Here is a 15,933-nt window from a genome sequence, read left to right on the forward strand (position 1 = left end):
AGCAGAAGTCGAAGGCTCAGTCCCGCTCCAGCAGGAAGAAGTACGGCCGAGGCGAGTCGCGCAGATCCATCGCTCCGAGGACGGCGTCGTCGTCGAGACGGCGGAAGTGGTCGATGATCGGCAGCTGGTCGTACACCATGGCCGCACTGACCGTCCCGCGGTAGTCGACGCGACGCAGGCGGGCACGGTACCGAGTGGTCTTGACGGCCTTGAACGCCGTGGTGACACCGGGGATCTTCGGGCGCGGCATGCGCGTGCCGAGAGAGTTGAGCAAACCCATCGGGACCGCGCCGGGGTTCACCGGATACAGGTCGCCGGGCGTGCCGAACAGCAGCGGGTGCACTTCGTCGGGACCATCGAACCGCTTGCCGTACCAACCCGACACGGCGAGCAGTCCGTCGAGCGGGTGACCGGTCGGCGCCTCGGAACCGTGCCACTGGCCGATCATGAAGTCCGCGGTCACCGGCTCGAGCGAGTCGAAGAGTCGGCAGGCGGCGTCGGAGGTGAGTCCGGACTGCAATTGGGGAACCGTGAGACTCATGCGTCCACCTTCTCCTCGACCGCGCTCAGGTGTTTCACCGGGCACCCGGTCGGGAAGGTGCCCATCTTCTCGATCTCGTATCCGTCCGGGTAGGTCTTCATACGGTGGCTGTCTCCGAATCCCTTGACTCTCCGACGCGGCGGCAGCACTCGCACCACACGGCCGCGGGCCCGCAGCGCACGACGACTCAGCGAGGTCACCGGGGGTGACGGCTTCTTGTACCGGAATGCGGCGAGCAGGGCGTCGTCCATCAGGGCGCGCGAGAACACCCGCACTGCCGGGCGCACGAGCTTCGGATAGAACGTGGTCAGCAGTTCGAAGGTCATGTCGGCGACGCGACGCCCGCCGGCGTCGTAGGCGAAGTGCTCGGCCTCATACGAGTCCAGCAACTTCTCGAACTCGTCGTACGTCCCCGGTATGTCCTTGATGTTCATGTGACGGCCGAGTTCGCGGTAGTAGTTCGTCGCGGCGACCACCTCGTCGTAAGTGAACCGCCGCCAACCGTAGTCGTCGATCCACCGTTTCGGCACGACGACGAATGTGGCCAGGACGTAGAGCATGTCGTCGTTGGTGATGTCGTACGAGCGGTGCATCTGATTGATGCGACGCAGTGCCGACTTCGCCTCGGGCGCGGAGAATCCCTGCCGCAGCGGCACTTCCAACAGCAACCCGGTGTCGTCGTATCGCTTCTGCGTGTCGTCGAAGCCCTGTGAGTCCGAGAGCACTCGGCCGACGCTCGGCACCGCGTACGTGCGGAACAGCGCGAAGCTCAGCGCCTGGTTGACATCCCACGGAAAGTCGAGCAACGACATGTTCCGATAGATCTCCACGAAGTCGTGGTGCGGGTCGAGACCCGCGTTGCGATCAGGATTGAACATGGCCGCCTCCTCGTATGCGGTAGGTCACAACATAGCCAGCATAAGTCAACTTATGTGAAACGGCAAGGAGCCGCCCCCGCCGACATGGCACAATCCGTTCATGGATTCCGACGCCGAACCCGACAAGCTGCGCGGCAGATTTCTGCACGCGGGGATGACTGTCCTTGCACGCGATGGTTATTCGGGATTCAAACAGGCCTCGGTGTGCACCGAGGCAGGCGTGACGACGGGTGCGTTCTACCACTCGTTCCGCAACTGGAAGGCCTTCGAGACCGAACTCATCGCACACTGGCGCGTCGAGGCCACGGACCGGCTCGTCGACGCGGCGCGCAGCGTGACCGATCCGCGCGACCGCATCGACGCACTGACCACCATCGCGCTGAACCTCCCCCACGGCACCGAACGCGCCATCCGCAGTTGGGCGGCCGTCGACTCCTCCGTGCACGATGCCCTCACCGAGGTGGAGAACGCACGGCGAGCGGCGATCGCCGATATGGGAGTCGAACTCTTCGGCACCGAACTCTCGCAGCGTCTGGCCGCCACCGCGATGATGCTGCTGACCGGTTTCGAGAACGCGGCCAACCCGTCGATCGACGACTTCGAGTGGGCCATCCGCACCGTCACCGACACGGCGCTCGCCTTCGTCGACGCCCGTCAGGAGTAGTCGGCCACCTGTCCGCGACTCGGCGCCCGCCACATGGTCCAGGCCATCCTCGGCAGGAGGCGACCGGGCAGCCGCGACGGCCAGTCGTTCGGACGCAGAAGCGCTTCGGTTCCGCCGTCGACGGTCACAACCGAGCCGACCATGAAATCGGCGGCCGGAGACAGCATCGTCATGACCCACTCGGCGAGTTGGTCCGGACGGCCGCTTTCGCGGATCGGGACCGGGAACGAGCGCACCGGCGAACGCGGATTCGCCAACTGCCCCTGCAGCAGCGGTGTCATCACCGGGCCGGGCGAGATCACGTTCATCCGAATCCCCGCACCGGCCCACGCCTCGGTCACCGCCTGCCTGCGCGCCCACCGCGCCACCGCGATCTTCGACGCCGCGTAGGCCGCCGGTCCCGACAGCGCGCCGGGCCGACGACGCAGGATCCGCGCGGCGGCCTCGGCGTCGCCGTCGAGGAGTCGTCGGATCGCGGCGCGCGGCACGAGAGGGGTGGCCGTCGACGAATTGGATCCGAACACCACGACCTTCGCATTCCGCGCCGCCGCCAGACGCGGACGCAGGGCTGTCGCCAGTTCGACGACGCCGAGGCAGTTCACCTCGGCGAGCATCCGCTCTCGGCCTCGCCGGGGGCCGATCCCCGCCGCGAAGACCGCCCCGTGCAGCGGGCCGTCGATGCGTTCGGTCAATGCGTCGACGGCCCCTCGGCGACCCTCGACCGTCGACAGGTCGGCGATCACCGCCGCATCGGCGAGGTCGACGCCGATTACCTCGTGCCCGTCGTCGGTCAGCCGTGCGGCGACGGACGCTCCCATTCCCGACGCCGATCCGGTCACCACGTACACACCCATGACAGCTACTAGAACACGTTTCAGGACGCTGGTGCAGTCAACACGGGAAACCCAGACGCCGACGGAGGACGGCGAGGTCCGCGGGACCGTCTCGCACCACGAATGAGGCGAGGTCCACCGAATGCCTTAATCACGAGCTGCTCGCTAGACACTGTGTCAGCGATATAACTATTCTGGTAGCAGGCTTTGGGGTGGAGTTGCCGGAGACGGCAGCGACCGGAGGACGGGCTCACGCACGGCGACGGGGCGGGAGCGTCGCCGTGCGTGGCCGGATCTCAGCCGATTCGATAGATCCGCTTCGCGTTCTCGGCGAACAGGTGGGCAAGCAGGTGATCGCCGCGATCGCCGACGATGTCGAGTAGCGCGCCGACCACCACGTCGATGCCCGCGTTAGGGCGGTCGACCGGCATGTCGGACCCGAACACGATGCGCTCGGGTCCGAACTTGTCGACTATGTGGAGTACGAGCGGCCCCATCATCTCGGCGAGGATGTCGCGGCCACCGATGTTGCCCGAGGTCTCCCGTCCGTAGCCGAGTGGTCCGAGCGCCAGGCCGGACACCTTCACGACCACGTTGGGACGTGCCGCCAGCATCGCCGTCCGTTCGCGCCACAGCTTCCAGATCTCGGCACGCGCCGCCGCCGTCGCTCCGGTGTCCGAACCGACCGGACCGAACACGCCGATGGGCAGTCCCAGATGTTCGACCACGATCGTCGTGTCCGGGAACTGGCGCGCGAGCAGATCGAGCTCACCGAGTTGGTGAGAGTAGGCGAACGAACTGAACACCAATCCGCGCGAGGCGATCTCCTCGAAGCCCCGGAGGAATTCCGAGGTCCGCAGCACCCCCGCGGTCTTACGCCACATGCCGATCTGCGCATCCGGATGCGCGGCCCACTTGTAGCGGACCCCGCGCACCAGTCCGGTGTAGCGCAGCTGCGCGTCGAGGCTCGCACCGAACTGGGGATCGGTCGGATCACCCGCGATCACCACACCGCCGAGCTTCGGCAGCCGCGGCCGCCCGAACGGCAGACCGGTGAGGTATCTGGTCTCGGCGAACGACGACTCCCCCGATGCAGGCGTGCCCCGCCAGTGCGACTCCATGGCGACTACGGAGTCGATGCCGACGCCGGCGACACGTCGCACGGCGGACGCCTCCGCGCTGTACTCACGCACCTCGTACGGGGTGCGGACGATACTCGGATCGATCATCAGCCGCGTCTCGGACCGGTGTGCGGCCAGGCCGGACAGCCACAGCGCGGGTCGGGGGAAGCTCTTGATCACCGGCATGTGCGCCACACGCGCGAACCGGGACAACGCCCACGTCGACCGCATCGGATCGAAGAAGTGAACGTGCGCGTCGACGATGCCGGGGATCACTCCGCTCAACGTCACGGTGTCAGCGTGCCATATGTGAGGCGGGTGAGTCTCGTGATGCGTGCGCGAACACACAACGTGGACACGAGGCGAAATTTCAGGTGCCCTCAGACAGGGGTACTACCCTCGGGTAACACACTTTCCGTTCCCGAGGAGGACGTCGCCGGTGACATCGCCCGCCCAGCCAGTACTGGCCGACCTCCGCGACCAGATCTCCGCCGACCCGGACCGCTTCTCGTCCAGCCTGTTCACCCGCCTGTTCGCCGCGACGCCGTCGTTACGGGACCTGTTCCCGGTCGAGATGGCTCCGATGCGCACAACGTTCGCGCAGGTAGTCGAGCATCTGCTGAACGGCATCCTCGCCGAAGACGGGCACGCCGATCTCGTCGAGTTCCTCGCGCAACTGGGACGCGACCACCGCAAGTACGGGGTCACCAGCGAGCACTACTGGGTGATGTACGACGCTCTGATGGCCGAGTTCGCACAGATGCTCGCCGACCGGTGGACGCAGGAGAGCTACGACGCGGTCTCGCATGCGATGATGCTGGTGACCGGGGTGATGCGCGGCGCCGCCGAGAGCGTCGCCGGCCCTCCGGTGTGGCATGCGCGGGTGGTGCAGAAGTTCACGATCAACCGGGAGCGAGCCGTCGTACGTCTGGTGGCCGAGCCGAATGCACCCGTCTACCGCGCGGGTCAGTACACCGAAGTGCAGATCCCGCAGTGGCCGCACGCATGGCGCAACCTCTCGCTCGCTACTCCGCCGAGTCCACGCCGCGAGCTGGAGTTCCATGTGCACGCGATTCCGGGCGGGCACGTCAGCGGCACCATCGTGCGGTCGACAGAGCCCGGTGACGTGTGGACGTTCGGGCAGCAGCACGGCACGATGGCCGTCGACGGCGACCGCCCGGTCTTGATGGTGGCGGGCGGCTCCGGCCTGGCACCGCTGCGCGCGCTCCTACTCGACATGGCCCGCTACGCGGACAACCCGGAGACGCACCTGTTCTACGGGACACGGCATCCGGGCGAGCTGTACGAACTCGGTGTGCTCCAACAACTGGCTCGGACAAATCCGTGGCTGCACGTGACCGCCGTCGCCGAGACCGAGGACGATCCGTGGTGGATCGACGGCGCCCCCGATCCACGCCAGTGGGGTTTCGACCTGCGCTTCGGCCGGGTCGGCGAGGTGGCGGTCGACTACCCGAACACGCTCTCGCGCCATTCCCTCGAACCGCGCGACTGGCGCGACCACCAGATCCTGCTCTCCGGTCCTGCTCCGATGGTGTTCCACACTCAGCTGCGCCTGCGCGCCGCGGGCGTCGACCCGTCGCAGATCTCCCACGACCCGCTGAACTGAGTTGCGAGACAGCGCCGTAGAGGCTGGAACTCTCCCACGGTGGTGATCGGTTCCCACTCCCCTCGCGGAGGGAGTGGGAACGGGTTGCCACCGTGGGAGTCTCGACTTCGCTCGACCAGCAGGCGCGACTTCGCTAGAGGCGCTCGCCCGTCTCCGGGTGGAACAGGTGCACCGCACTGCCGGACTGGCGCAGGCGGATGCCGTCGCCCAGGCGCGCGGGCGAGCGGGTCGCGCTACGCGCGACCATCATCATCGGCTCGCCGTCGAGGTTCCGGACCGACTCGTCGGTGAGGTTCGCGTACACATAGGTCTCGCTGCCGAGTTCCTCCATGAGGGCGACGTCGGCATTGATGCCCTCGCCGTCGCCGAGCGTGAGGTGCTCGGGGCGGATGCCGACGATCACGCTCGACAGCCCCGAACCGCGCAGGAGCGCCGCGCTCTCCTCATCGATCGAGATCGGGGCGCCGGCCACGGTGATCTCGCCGTCGCACACCGGCGCGGTGAACAGGTTCATGCCGGGCGAGCCGATGAAACCGGCGACGAAGGCGTTCACCGGACGGTCGTACAGCTCGGTGGGCGACGAGAACTGCTGCAGCACACCGTGCTTGAGAACGGCGACACGGTCGCCCATGGTCATGGCCTCGACCTGGTCGTGCGTCACGTAGACGGTGGTGGTGCCCAGTCGACGTTGCAGGGCCGCGATCTGTGTGCGGGTCTGCACGCGCAGCTTGGCGTCGAGGTTCGACAGCGGCTCGTCCATGCAGAACACCTGCGGCTCACGGACGATGGCACGCCCCATCGCGACGCGCTGACGCTGACCGCCCGACAGCTTGGCCGGTTTGCGGTCCAGGAAGTCGGTGAGGTCGAGGAGTTTGGCGGCCTCGGCCACCTTCTGCTTGCGCTCGGCCAGCGGGACACCGCGCATCTTGAGTGCGAAGCCCATGTTCTCGCCGACGGTCTTGTTCGGATACAGCGCGTAGTTCTGGAAGACCATGGCGATGTCGCGTTCCTTCGGGGCGACGCCGACCATGTTCTTGCCGCCGATGCGGATCTCGCCGGAGTCGATGTCTTCGAGCCCGGCCAGCATGCGCAGGGCGGTCGACTTGCCGGAGCCGGACGGTCCGACGAGGACGATGAACTCGCCGTCGTCGATGTCGAGGTCGAGGGAGTCGACGGCCAGTTTGTCCGCACCGGGGTAGACGCAGCAGGCCTTGTCGTAGGTGATGGAAGCCATGAGTGGTTTCTCCTGGAGTGTTTACGGTGGTGGGGACTACTTGATGGCGCCGAACGACAGGCCGCGCACGAGCTTGTTCTGCGCGACCCAGCCGGCGAGGACGACCGGCAGTGCGGCCAGGACGGAGGCGGCCGACAGCTGGGCCCAGTACAGGCCCTGGCCGGACATGAAGCTCGTGAGGAACACGGGCATCGTCTGACCGTCGACCGCCGTCATGTTGACGGCGAAGAAGAACTCGTTCCACGAGAAGATCACGCAGATCAGCGCCGTGGCGGCGATGCCGGGAGAGATCAGCGGCAGAATCACCTCGCGCACCGAGGTCCACAGGCTCGCGCCGTCGATGCTCGCGGCCTCCAGGAGTTCACCGGGGACCTCCAGGAAGAACGAGCGCATCATCCACACCGCGATCGGCAGGTTCATCGCCGTGTACAGGATGACCAGCGTCCACACGTTGTCGAGCATGCCGATCTTGCCGACGATCACGTACAGCGGGATGATCGCGGCGACGATCGGCAGCATCTTGGTGCTCAGGAAGAAGAACAGCGCGTCGCTCGTCTTGCGGACCGGGCGCAACGACAGCGCGAACGCCGCGGGCACGCCGAGCAGCAGAACGAACAGCGTCGAGACGACCGTGGCGAAGACCGAGTTCAGCAGCGGGGTGCCGATCCCGGCGTCGAACACGCCCTTGAACTGTTCGAGGGTCGGGCTGAAGAAGAACGTCGGCGGGTCGGTGGCCGCATCGGTCTCCTTCTTGAACGCCTGCAACACCATCCACAGCACTGGGAAGAAGAACCCGAGGGCTAGGATCCAGGTGAGCGTGGTCAGCAGACCCGCCTTGGGGTTGCGCTTACGCTTCAACGACGAGACGTCGGGACCGGTCGCATCGGAAATGGGCACAGCACTCATCACGCGGCCTCCTCTGACCCGGAGAACGATTTGAAGATCAGTCTCAGCGCCAGGGTCGCGACGATCATCGTGCCGATCACCGTGACGACGCCCATCGCCGCGGCCTGACCGATGTCGAAGCCGAGGAAGGCGCGCTGATAGATGTAGAACGGCAGGTTGGCGCTGGAGACGCCCGGTCCGCCGGAGGTCATCATGTAGACCGCGTCGAACGTGTTGACCAGGTAGATCGCGCCGAGCACCGAGCCCAGCTCGATGAACCGTCGCAGGTGCGGCAGCGTCAGTTCACGGAACAGCCGGAAGCTGGTGGCGCCGTCGACGCGGGCCGCCTCCTGAATGTCCTTGGGCATCGACTGCAGACCGGCGAGGATCAGCAGCATCATGAACGGCGTCCACTGCCAGACCAGTTCGGCCATGACGCTCATCAGCGGGAAGTCGCTGAGCCAGTCGGTGTGGACGCCGAGCGGGCTCAGCGCCCAGTTCACCAGGCCGTTGGTCGGCGAGAGCAGGCTCGTCTTCCACAGCAGCGCTGCGGCGACCGGGGTCACCAGGAACGGCGTGATCAGCAGGGTGCGGACGATGCCGCGGCCCAGGAACTTGCGGTCGAGCAGCAGAGCGAACAGCAGTCCGAGGACCACCGAGATCAGTACGGTGCCGACGATCAGGAGGATCGTGTTGAGCGCGACCTGCCAGAACTGGCTGTCTTTGAACACGTCGACGTAGTTCGACAGTCCCACGAAGTGCCGCGAACCCGGGCGCACCAGGTTCCACGATTGCGTCGAGTAATAGAGCGTGAAGACGAACGGGACCTGGGTGACGACGAGCAGGAAGATCAGCGCGGGCAGCAGCGGGCCGCGCCGACGCCAGCCCTCGGCCCGTGAGATCTGATCCTTGCCCGAGGTGATGTCCGACGGCGTGCCCGCCGACATCCTCCCTCCCGTGGGCGTAGAGACTGCGGTAGTCATCGCTGCTCCTCCTGGTAGGCCTTGCCGACGACCTCGGCGTACTTCTGCGACTGGTCGAGTGCCTCGTCGACGCTGATCTGTCCGGCGATGGCCGCCGAGATCTGCTGGCTGACACGGGTTCCCAGGTCCTGGAACTCAGGGATCGCCAGGAACTGGACGCCCTCGTACGGGACCGGCTTGAGCGTGGCGTGCTTCTGGTCGGCGGCCTTCATCGCCGACAGCATCTGCTCGGCGTATGGTGCGGCGACCTTCTTGACCTCGGGAAGCTCGTAGGTCGACAGCCGACTGCCCGGCGGGACGCTCTCCGGCCCCTTCTTCTGCACGACGTACTTGATGTACTCCTTGCTGGTCATCCAGGAGATGAACTTCCATGCGTCGTCGCGTTTGTCGCTGGACGTGGGGATGCCCAGGGCCCAGGTGTACAGCCAGCCGTTACCGTCCTTGGCCATGGTCGGGGCCTGTGCGTAACCGACATCGCCAGCGATGGATGAGGAGTCCTTGTTCTCCAGCACCGAGACGGCGCTCGTCGCGTCGTACCACATGGCGGTCTGGCCCTGGGCCAACTGGTTGCTGCACTCCTGGAAGCCGGACGACGCCGCGCCCGGCTCGCCGGACTCGCGGACCGTGTCGACGTAGAACTTCACCGCGTCGCGGACCTCGGGGGTGTTGAACTGAGCGTTCCAGTCCTCGTCGTACCAGCGACCGCCGTACGCGTTGATCACCGTGTCGAGCGGTGCGAGGAGCTCGCCCCAGCCCGGCTTGCCGCGCAGGCAGATGCCGGAGACCTTGTCGGTCTTCAGCTCGGCCGCGGCCTCGGCGACCTCGGGCCACGTCGGGTTCTCCGGCAGGGACACCCCGCGATCGGCGAACATGCGCTTGTTGTACATGAGGAACGACGATTCGCCGTAGAACGGCGCCGCGTACATCTGACCGTCGTACGAGAGCGCGGTCTTGAGGGTCGGGATGAAGTCGTCGGGGTCGTAGCCCGGGGTGGCGTCCATGTACGGGGTGAGGTCGACGAGCCAGCCGTACTTACCCCACATGGGCGTCTCGTAGTTGCTGATCATGACGACGTCGAACTCGCCGCCACCGGTCGCGACGGATGCGGTGATCTTGGCGCGAGCCTCGTTCTCCGACAGGGTCACGAACTTGACGTCGATGCCGGTCTCCTCGGTGAACTGCGAGGACAGCTCGACGGCGTCCTGCATCTGCGAGTTCGACACCATCGCCACGGTGATCTGGCGGTCGGAGTCGCCGAACAACGCACCCGCGCCGGAGCATCCGGTCGCGACCAACGCGACGGCCACCGCGCAGGCGCCCGCCGCAAGCGCTCGCCTGCGCCCGGCGGTACGCCAGCGGTGCACCGATCCTTGTCCTGGGAACCTCACTGCTGGCCTTTCTGTTGTGACACGAGCCATCGGGCCGTCGCCGCATCGGTGACGACGATGGTTGCGTACCCGCCGCGCAGTGCGCCGAGCACGGCTTCCTGGCGGTGCGGACCGCCGGAGATGAGGATCGACGTGGGGCACGCCCGCAACGTCTCGAGAGACACCGACACGGTCCGTTCGACGAGGGACGAGGAGACGGCGACGCCGTTCACGTCGTAGAAGCGGCCGCCGATCTCCCCGACCGCGCCGAGCGCGAGCAGTTCGTCGAGGACGACGGAGTCGATGAACGCGCCCTCGAAGAGGGTCGTCGACGTGGATGCGGAGCCGACGCCGTAGAGCGCGATCTGCGCGTCGCGAGCGGCATCCAGCGACTGGGAGATCAGTGAGTCACGGCGCAGCGCCTCAACGGTGCCCGCATCGACGTACAGCGGGGCGATGAGTCGGATCGGCTGTGCGCTCAGGCATTCGGCGAAGCGCATCAGGGTGTGGTCGAGACCCGTGGAGTAGTCGGCCGAGGTCATCGAACCGTCCATCTGCACAACGCGCGCGCACGAGGCCGTCCCACGCATCGCGTCGGCGACGGCGATCTGTTCGGGCCCCCAGGTGAAGCCGAAGGTGTCGCCGGTCTGGATGCGACGGGTCAGGACGGAGGCGCCTGCTCGGCCGAGCGCCGCGTTGCCGGTCGCCGTGCCGTCCGCCGTCTCGTCGATGACCAGCACCTCGTCGAGTCCGAAAAGGTCCTCCAGCTCGCTCTCGAGGTCGGTGTGAATGCTCGCCGCGAGGTGCGGGGGCGCGGAGACCGTCACCTGCACCAACCCTTGAGCACGGGCTCGTGCGATGAGGCGGCCAGCGGTGGGACGCGACACGCCGAGGCGGCGGGCGATCTCGGCTTGAGTGCGGCCGTCGAGGTGGTACATGGCGGCCGCACGGACCAGCAGCCGCAGGTCGTGCCCGGAATCCGACGACGAGCGGTGCGACGACGAACGCGGCGATGGGCCCCCGTGGCCGTTCGCCTGTTCGGCTGCTGTCTCGTCGTACGTCATGTGTGCGTTGCTCTCATCATCGCCGTGAGCATATGCTCACAGACCGTGAATGTGTTCAGTAGGGTAACATCGAACTGTGACGCACGCAACATCCTGGTGAATAGACCGTACCCACCACAGCAGACCCGAAAGGTTCCTTGATGAGCATTCCGTTGAGCTCTGCGACGCTATCGCAGATCGTCGGCGCGACGACTCCCGAATACGACCGCTCCGGCGTGACGGTCGGCATCGTGCACTTCGGCGTCGGCGGGTTCCATCGCGCACACCAGGCGATGTACCTCGACAGACTGCTCGCGACCGATCCCGACGCGAAGACCTGGGGGATCTGCGGCGTCGGGGTGCGCGAAGCCGATGCCGCCATGCGCGACGCCCTGGTCCCGCAGGACTGCCTGTACTCGCTGACGCTCAAGCATCCGGACGGGGCGGTCGAGACCTCCGTGATCGGGTCGATCGTCGACTACCTGTTCGCCCCGGACGATCCGGAGGCCGTTGTCGAGCGTCTGGCCGACCCCGCCACGCGAATCGTCTCGTTGACGGTCACCGAGGGCGGCTACAACTTCTCGCCGGCGACCGGCGAGTTCGATGCGACCGATCCCGACGTCGTCGCCGATCTCTCGGGCACCACACCGCTGCGCACCGTGTTCGGCCTGGTCACCGAGGCGCTTGCACGACGCCGCGACCGCGGTGTGCCCGCGTTCACCGTGATGTCGTGCGACAACGTGCAGGGCAACGGCGACATGGCGCGTACGACGTTCCTGGCATTCGCGCAGTTGCGCGACCCGGAACTGGCCACGTGGATCGCCGACAACGCCCGCTTCCCGAACTCGATGGTCGACCGGATCACGCCCGCGACTCCGCCGGAACTGGCGGCCGAGGTCGCCGAGCGCGTCGGCGTCGCCGACAACTGGCCGGTCGTCGCCGAACCGTTCACGCAGTGGGTCCTCGAAGACGATTTCGCGATGGGTCGTCCCGCCTTCGAGAAGGTCGGTGTGCAGGTGGTCGACGATGTGACCCCGTACGAGCACATGAAGCTTCGACTCCTGAACTCCGGGCACCAGGCGTGCTGCTACTTCGGTTACCTGCTCGGTTACCGGTACGTGCACGACGCGTGCTCGGATCCCGACATCGTCGCCCTCCTGCGCCGCTACATGACCGAGGAGGGCAAGCCGACGCTGGCTCCGTTGCCCGGGGTGGACGTCGACGCCTACATCGCCACGCTGCTGGAGCGTTTCGCGAATCCGGCGATCGCCGACACCGTCGCGCGACTGTGCCAGGACTCGTCCGACCGCATCCCCAAATGGCTGGTGCCGGTGATCCGCGACCGCATCGCCTCCGGCGACGGGATGCCGCTGGCCGCCGCGATCGTCGCGAGCTGGACACGGTACGCCGAAGGCGTCGACGAGCAGGGCGAGCCGATCGACGTGGTCGATCCCCTTGCGGCACGGCTGGTTCCGCTCGCTCGTCAATCCAGAACAGATCCGTTGGCGTTCGTGCGCGACGAGGACCTGTTCGGCGACCTGGCCGACCACGGACTGTTCGCCGAGCCCTATCTGCGCGCGTTGAATCTGCTGCGCACGGTGGGTGCCCGCAAGACCCTGGAGGCAGTGCTCGCATGACGCTCGTCGCCGGCGTCGACTCGTCGACCCAATCGTGCAAGGTGCTGATCTGCGACGCCGAGACCGGTGCGATCGTCCGGACCGGCGCCGCGGTTCACCCGAGCGGGACGCAGGTGTCGCCGGAACACTGGTGGACCGCACTCACCGCCGCGATCGACGCCGCGGGCGGGTTCGACGACGTCGCCGCCGTGTCGGTGGGCGGTCAGCAGCACGGGATGGTCTGCCTCGACGCCGACGGCGGCCTGGTGCGAGATGCGGTGCTGTGGAACGACACTCGGTCCGCGCAGGCCGCCGCGGATCTCGTCGGCGAACTCGGCGGCGCCGACGAGTGGGCGAAGGCTGTCGGCGTCGTTCCGCTGGCCGCGATCACCGTGTCCAAGCTGCGGTGGCTCGCCGATCGCGAGCCGGAGAACGCGGACCGGACGGCCGCCGTGTGCCTGCCGCACGACTGGCTGACCTGGAAGCTGCGCGGCTTCTCGGATCTGCGCGAGCTGACGACCGATCGCAGCGACGCCTCCGGCACCGGCTATTTCTCCGCCGCGACCGGTGAGTACCGCTACGACCTGCTCGAGCTCGCATTCGGTGGGCGGCAGCCCCTGCTCCCTCGTGTCATCGGACCCGCCGAGCGTGCGGGTGTCACCGCAGTCGGCGCCGTGGTCGGCGCGGGCGCGGGGGACAACGCCGCAGCCGCGCTCGGCCTGCACGCCGGCCCCGGCGACGCCGTCGTCTCCATGGGCACTTCGGGTGTGGTCAGCGCCGTGACCGACGTCCCGCCGTGCGACGCCTCGGGTCTGGTCGCCGGTTTCGCCGATGCGACCGGACGCCACCTCCCGCTGGTGTGCACACTCAACGGCGCACCCGTGCTGGCGTCGACGGCGAAGATGCTCGGCGTCGACCTCGACGAGTTCTCCCGCCTCGCGCTCGCAGCCCCCGCCGGCGCGGACGGGATCACTCTGATTCCCTACTTCGCGGGCGAACGCTCCCCCAATCTGCCCGACGCGACCGGTTCGATCAGCGGGATCACCGCCGCGAACTTCTCACCCGCGAACATCGCCCGCGCCGCCGTCGAAGGCCTGCTCGGCTCTCTGGTGTTCTGCCGCGAGCGCATCGAAGCCGAGGGCATCGGCGTCCGACACATCACGCTGACCGGCGGGGGGTCCAAATCTCCCGCCGTGCAACAGGTCGCCGCGTCGCTGTTCGGTGGCGAGGTGACCATGCCCGACGACGCCGAGTACGTCGCCCTCGGCGCGGCCCGGCAGGCCGCGTGGGCGTTGACCGGCGAGCTGCCGGTGTGGACTGTCGGGTCCCGTTCAGTGTCCGGCGAGGCGACGCCGGAAGTGTACGAGCAGTATCGGATGGCGGCGGAGGGTGTGGCGCGGTAGGGAACACGCTCTCCGAGGAAGGGAACGTCGATAGGGGGCACCTTCGCCGGAGCGTGTTCGGTAACGTCAACGCATGATCGCCGATCCAGTGTCCGAGCCGACCGTCGTTGACCTGGACCGGTGCGACGAACCACCGAGCCCCTTCGACTTCTACGGCCCTCCCGTAATCGGAATCGCTACGGCCGCACCGGCACCGGGCACCGCCGCACACACCTGGGCCGACCGCGCGACGGTCAGCATCACCGAATCCCCGACCGACGACGTCCGCATCGTTCATGTGGACTCGATCGACATGGCCCTCGCCGACATCCGGGCGACGATCGTCGCCAACCCGATCGCCGCCGCCGTGTGCGACGACGTCCTCCGCGCCAACAGCCCCGGCACCGACACCCGGCAAGGACTGACCACCGAATCACTCGGGTACTCGACTCTTCAGGCCGGACCCGAATTCGCCCGGTGGCTCGCCGAGCAGAAACCGCGCACACTCCACGAACAGGACGACGCCGTGGTCCTCGACCGGACCGGCGACACCCTCACCATCACCTTCAACCGACCCGACCGCCACAACGCCTTCAGCAACGCACTGCGCGCCGGCCTGATCGACGGACTCCACGCGGCGATCGCCGACCCGACGATCACCGACATCGTCTTCACCGGCAACGGTCGATCCTTCTGCAGCGGAGGCGATCTCCGCGAGTTCGGGCTGTTCGACGACCCGTCTGCCTCGCACCTGGCACGGACCCGATACAGCCCGGCTATCCTCCTCGACGCCGTCCGCGAACGCCTCGGAACACGACTGCGCGCCGATGTCCACGGCGCCGTCCTCGGCAGCGGACTGGAGATGGCCTCCTACTGCGGGCGCGTCGTCGCCCGTCCCGACGCGGTCTTCGGTCTGCCCGAACTCGGCCTCGGCCTCATTCCCGGAGCGGGCGGCACTGTGAGCGTCCCCCGCCGGATCGGACGATGGCGCACCGCGTACCTCGCCGCATCGAATCGTCAGATCGATGCCGACACCGCCCTGGCCTGGGGACTTGTCGATGAGATCACCTCGTCGGACGCCGCTCGATGAGCGACGTCGCGCAGCAATGGGCGCTGAACCGATCGATCCAGCCGCTCTCTGAGGTATCAGGAATGATAACGACGGTGCCGTTAGGATCCGCAATGGCATCTCGCAGGACGCAACTGCCCGGCTTTCGCTTCAACCGACATTGACGGTCGAAGTCCCGTCTAGTGAGTCCGGCAGCGTTGCCACGGTGTGCGCCAGGCAGGTTCGCCGCGATCGCTCGACGATCCCGGCATGAGTATCGCCGGTCACCAGACGAACCCCAGTCAGGTCACGAGCGACCAGGTCAGCGAAGAACGTGTTCCGCCGGCGGCTACCTGCAGGCCTAGGACCTCGTGGCGGCGTCAAGCGCTGACCCCGGTCGCTACCAGCAGCACCGCTTTGACTACGCGTCCGCCTTCAGGACCCGTATCCCAGGTGCCGGTGCCGAAACTGCTCGACGTGCTCCTCGAGGTCCGCTGCAATGCGGGAGACTTGTGACTTAGACACGGCGTTGATACCGAGGGTCTTGACGAGTATGTCCATGCAGCAGGTGGAGACGCCGGCGAGGTACCAGTCAACAACCACGGTGATGAACGCCGACTCAAGCTGCGGACGCGAAGCAAGCTTCCCCGAGGCATGATCGATGAACACCTCATCGCAACCCGCCGCCGTCAGCGCATAACGCTGGAGCCT

The 15,933-nt window shown here is 67.1% G+C and carries 14 protein-coding genes and 1 pseudogene; 5 read left to right on the forward strand and 10 right to left on the reverse strand.

The genetic code is table 11. From position 1 onward, the window contains the following. Positions 1 to 16: 16 nt before the first annotated feature. Complete coding sequence (locus tag BKA16_RS00885) at positions 17 to 541, reverse strand: DUF4334 domain-containing protein (protein ID WP_183368798.1); 525 nt, start codon at positions 539 to 541, stop codon at positions 17 to 19. Further along, positions 538 to 1,419, reverse strand: coding sequence for an oxygenase MpaB family protein (locus tag BKA16_RS00890; protein WP_183368799.1), 882 nt, complete (start codon positions 1,417 to 1,419; stop codon positions 538 to 540). Before BKA16_RS00890 ends, BKA16_RS00885 begins: the two co-directional genes overlap by 4 nt. A 100-nt stretch (positions 1,420 to 1,519) precedes the next feature. Between BKA16_RS00890 and BKA16_RS00895 the strand changes: the two genes are divergently transcribed. Continuing rightward, positions 1,520 to 2,083, forward strand: coding sequence for a TetR/AcrR family transcriptional regulator (locus BKA16_RS00895; protein WP_183368800.1), 564 nt, complete (start codon positions 1,520 to 1,522; stop codon positions 2,081 to 2,083). On the opposite strand, the gene BKA16_RS00900 is transcribed toward BKA16_RS00895, so the two are convergent. Beyond that, on the reverse strand, positions 2,074 to 2,937 hold the full coding sequence (locus BKA16_RS00900) for an SDR family oxidoreductase (protein WP_183368801.1): 864 nt from the start codon (positions 2,935 to 2,937) through the stop codon (positions 2,074 to 2,076). The two genes, BKA16_RS00895 and BKA16_RS00900, sit on opposite strands and share 10 nt — an antisense overlap. Before the next feature lie 275 nt (positions 2,938 to 3,212). After that, positions 3,213 to 4,328 (reverse strand): amidohydrolase family protein, encoded by a 1,116-nt coding sequence (locus tag BKA16_RS00905; protein WP_343067231.1) that lies wholly within the window; start codon positions 4,326 to 4,328, stop codon positions 3,213 to 3,215. 148 nt (positions 4,329 to 4,476) lie between these two features. On the opposite strand from BKA16_RS00905, the gene BKA16_RS00910 reads away from it, so the two are divergent. Then, positions 4,477 to 5,664, forward strand: a complete 1,188-nt coding sequence (locus tag BKA16_RS00910; RefSeq protein ID WP_183368802.1) for a globin domain-containing protein — start codon at positions 4,477 to 4,479, stop codon at positions 5,662 to 5,664. A gap of 133 nt (positions 5,665 to 5,797) precedes the next feature. Here the strand turns inward: BKA16_RS00910 and BKA16_RS00915 are convergent, their stop codons facing one another. The 5 genes from BKA16_RS00915 to BKA16_RS00935 all read right to left on the reverse strand — a co-directional run bounded on the left by BKA16_RS00915 (position 5,798) and on the right by BKA16_RS00935 (position 11,197). Next, a complete protein-coding gene (locus tag BKA16_RS00915; protein ID WP_183368803.1) occupies positions 5,798 to 6,898 on the reverse strand; it encodes an ABC transporter ATP-binding protein in 1,101 nt (366 codons plus the stop codon). Between the two features lie 36 nt (positions 6,899 to 6,934). Beyond that, positions 6,935 to 7,804 (reverse strand): carbohydrate ABC transporter permease, encoded by an 870-nt coding sequence (locus BKA16_RS00920; protein WP_183368804.1) that lies wholly within the window; start codon positions 7,802 to 7,804, stop codon positions 6,935 to 6,937. After that, positions 7,804 to 8,730, reverse strand: a complete 927-nt coding sequence (locus BKA16_RS00925) for a carbohydrate ABC transporter permease (RefSeq protein WP_246371880.1) — start codon at positions 8,728 to 8,730, stop codon at positions 7,804 to 7,806. The genes BKA16_RS00920 and BKA16_RS00925 overlap by 1 nt, the downstream gene beginning before the upstream one ends. A gap of 32 nt (positions 8,731 to 8,762) precedes the next feature. Further along, positions 8,763 to 10,073 (reverse strand): ABC transporter substrate-binding protein, encoded by a 1,311-nt coding sequence (locus BKA16_RS00930; protein WP_343067590.1) that lies wholly within the window; start codon positions 10,071 to 10,073, stop codon positions 8,763 to 8,765. A gap of 77 nt (positions 10,074 to 10,150) precedes the next feature. Next, positions 10,151 to 11,197, reverse strand: a complete 1,047-nt coding sequence (locus BKA16_RS00935) for a sugar-binding transcriptional regulator (RefSeq protein ID WP_183368806.1) — start codon at positions 11,195 to 11,197, stop codon at positions 10,151 to 10,153. 140 nt (positions 11,198 to 11,337) lie between these two features. Between BKA16_RS00935 and BKA16_RS00940 the strand changes: the two genes are divergently transcribed. From BKA16_RS00940 to BKA16_RS00950, 3 genes are all read left to right on the forward strand, one after another. Next, on the forward strand, positions 11,338 to 12,813 hold the full coding sequence (locus BKA16_RS00940; protein ID WP_183368807.1) for a mannitol dehydrogenase family protein: 1,476 nt from the start codon (positions 11,338 to 11,340) through the stop codon (positions 12,811 to 12,813). Beyond that, the gene (locus BKA16_RS00945) at positions 12,810 to 14,195 is read left to right on the forward strand and encodes an FGGY family carbohydrate kinase (RefSeq protein WP_183368808.1); all 1,386 of its coding nucleotides are present in this window, start codon (positions 12,810 to 12,812) and stop codon (positions 14,193 to 14,195) included. The genes BKA16_RS00940 and BKA16_RS00945 overlap by 4 nt, the downstream gene beginning before the upstream one ends. Positions 14,196 to 14,268: 73 nt before the next feature. Further along, a complete protein-coding gene (locus BKA16_RS00950; RefSeq protein WP_183368809.1) occupies positions 14,269 to 15,264 on the forward strand; it encodes an enoyl-CoA hydratase/isomerase family protein in 996 nt (331 codons plus the stop codon). 161 nt (positions 15,265 to 15,425) lie between these two features. Here the strand turns inward: BKA16_RS00950 and BKA16_RS00955 are convergent. Continuing rightward, a pseudogene (locus BKA16_RS00955) lies at positions 15,426 to 15,864 on the reverse strand (transposase); the annotation flags it as partial. Positions 15,865 to 15,933: the final 69 nt, after the last annotated feature.

The organism is Gordonia humi (assembly GCF_014197435.1).
GTDB classification, from domain to species: domain Bacteria; phylum Actinomycetota; class Actinomycetes; order Mycobacteriales; family Mycobacteriaceae; genus Gordonia; species Gordonia humi.

Coding starts and splice junctions, on each gene's coding strand:
- BKA16_RS00945 (WP_183368808.1), top strand. CDS start 12,810: ATGACGCTCGTCGCCGGCGTCGACTCGTCGACCCAATCGTGCAAGGTG.
- BKA16_RS00925 (WP_246371880.1), bottom strand. CDS start 8,730: ATGTCGGCGGGCACGCCGTCGGACATCACCTCGGGCAAGGATCAGATC.
- BKA16_RS00890 (WP_183368799.1), bottom strand. CDS start 1,419: ATGTTCAATCCTGATCGCAACGCGGGTCTCGACCCGCACCACGACTTC.
- BKA16_RS00915 (WP_183368803.1), bottom strand. CDS start 6,898: ATGGCTTCCATCACCTACGACAAGGCCTGCTGCGTCTACCCCGGTGCG.
- BKA16_RS00920 (WP_183368804.1), bottom strand. CDS start 7,804: ATGAGTGCTGTGCCCATTTCCGATGCGACCGGTCCCGACGTCTCGTCG.
- BKA16_RS00900 (WP_183368801.1), bottom strand. CDS start 2,937: ATGGGTGTGTACGTGGTGACCGGATCGGCGTCGGGAATGGGAGCGTCC.
- BKA16_RS00940 (WP_183368807.1), top strand. CDS start 11,338: ATGAGCATTCCGTTGAGCTCTGCGACGCTATCGCAGATCGTCGGCGCG.
- BKA16_RS00950 (WP_183368809.1), top strand. CDS start 14,269: ATGATCGCCGATCCAGTGTCCGAGCCGACCGTCGTTGACCTGGACCGG.
- BKA16_RS00895 (WP_183368800.1), top strand. CDS start 1,520: ATGGATTCCGACGCCGAACCCGACAAGCTGCGCGGCAGATTTCTGCAC.
- BKA16_RS00885 (WP_183368798.1), bottom strand. CDS start 541: ATGAGTCTCACGGTTCCCCAATTGCAGTCCGGACTCACCTCCGACGCC.
- BKA16_RS00935 (WP_183368806.1), bottom strand. CDS start 11,197: ATGACGTACGACGAGACAGCAGCCGAACAGGCGAACGGCCACGGGGGC.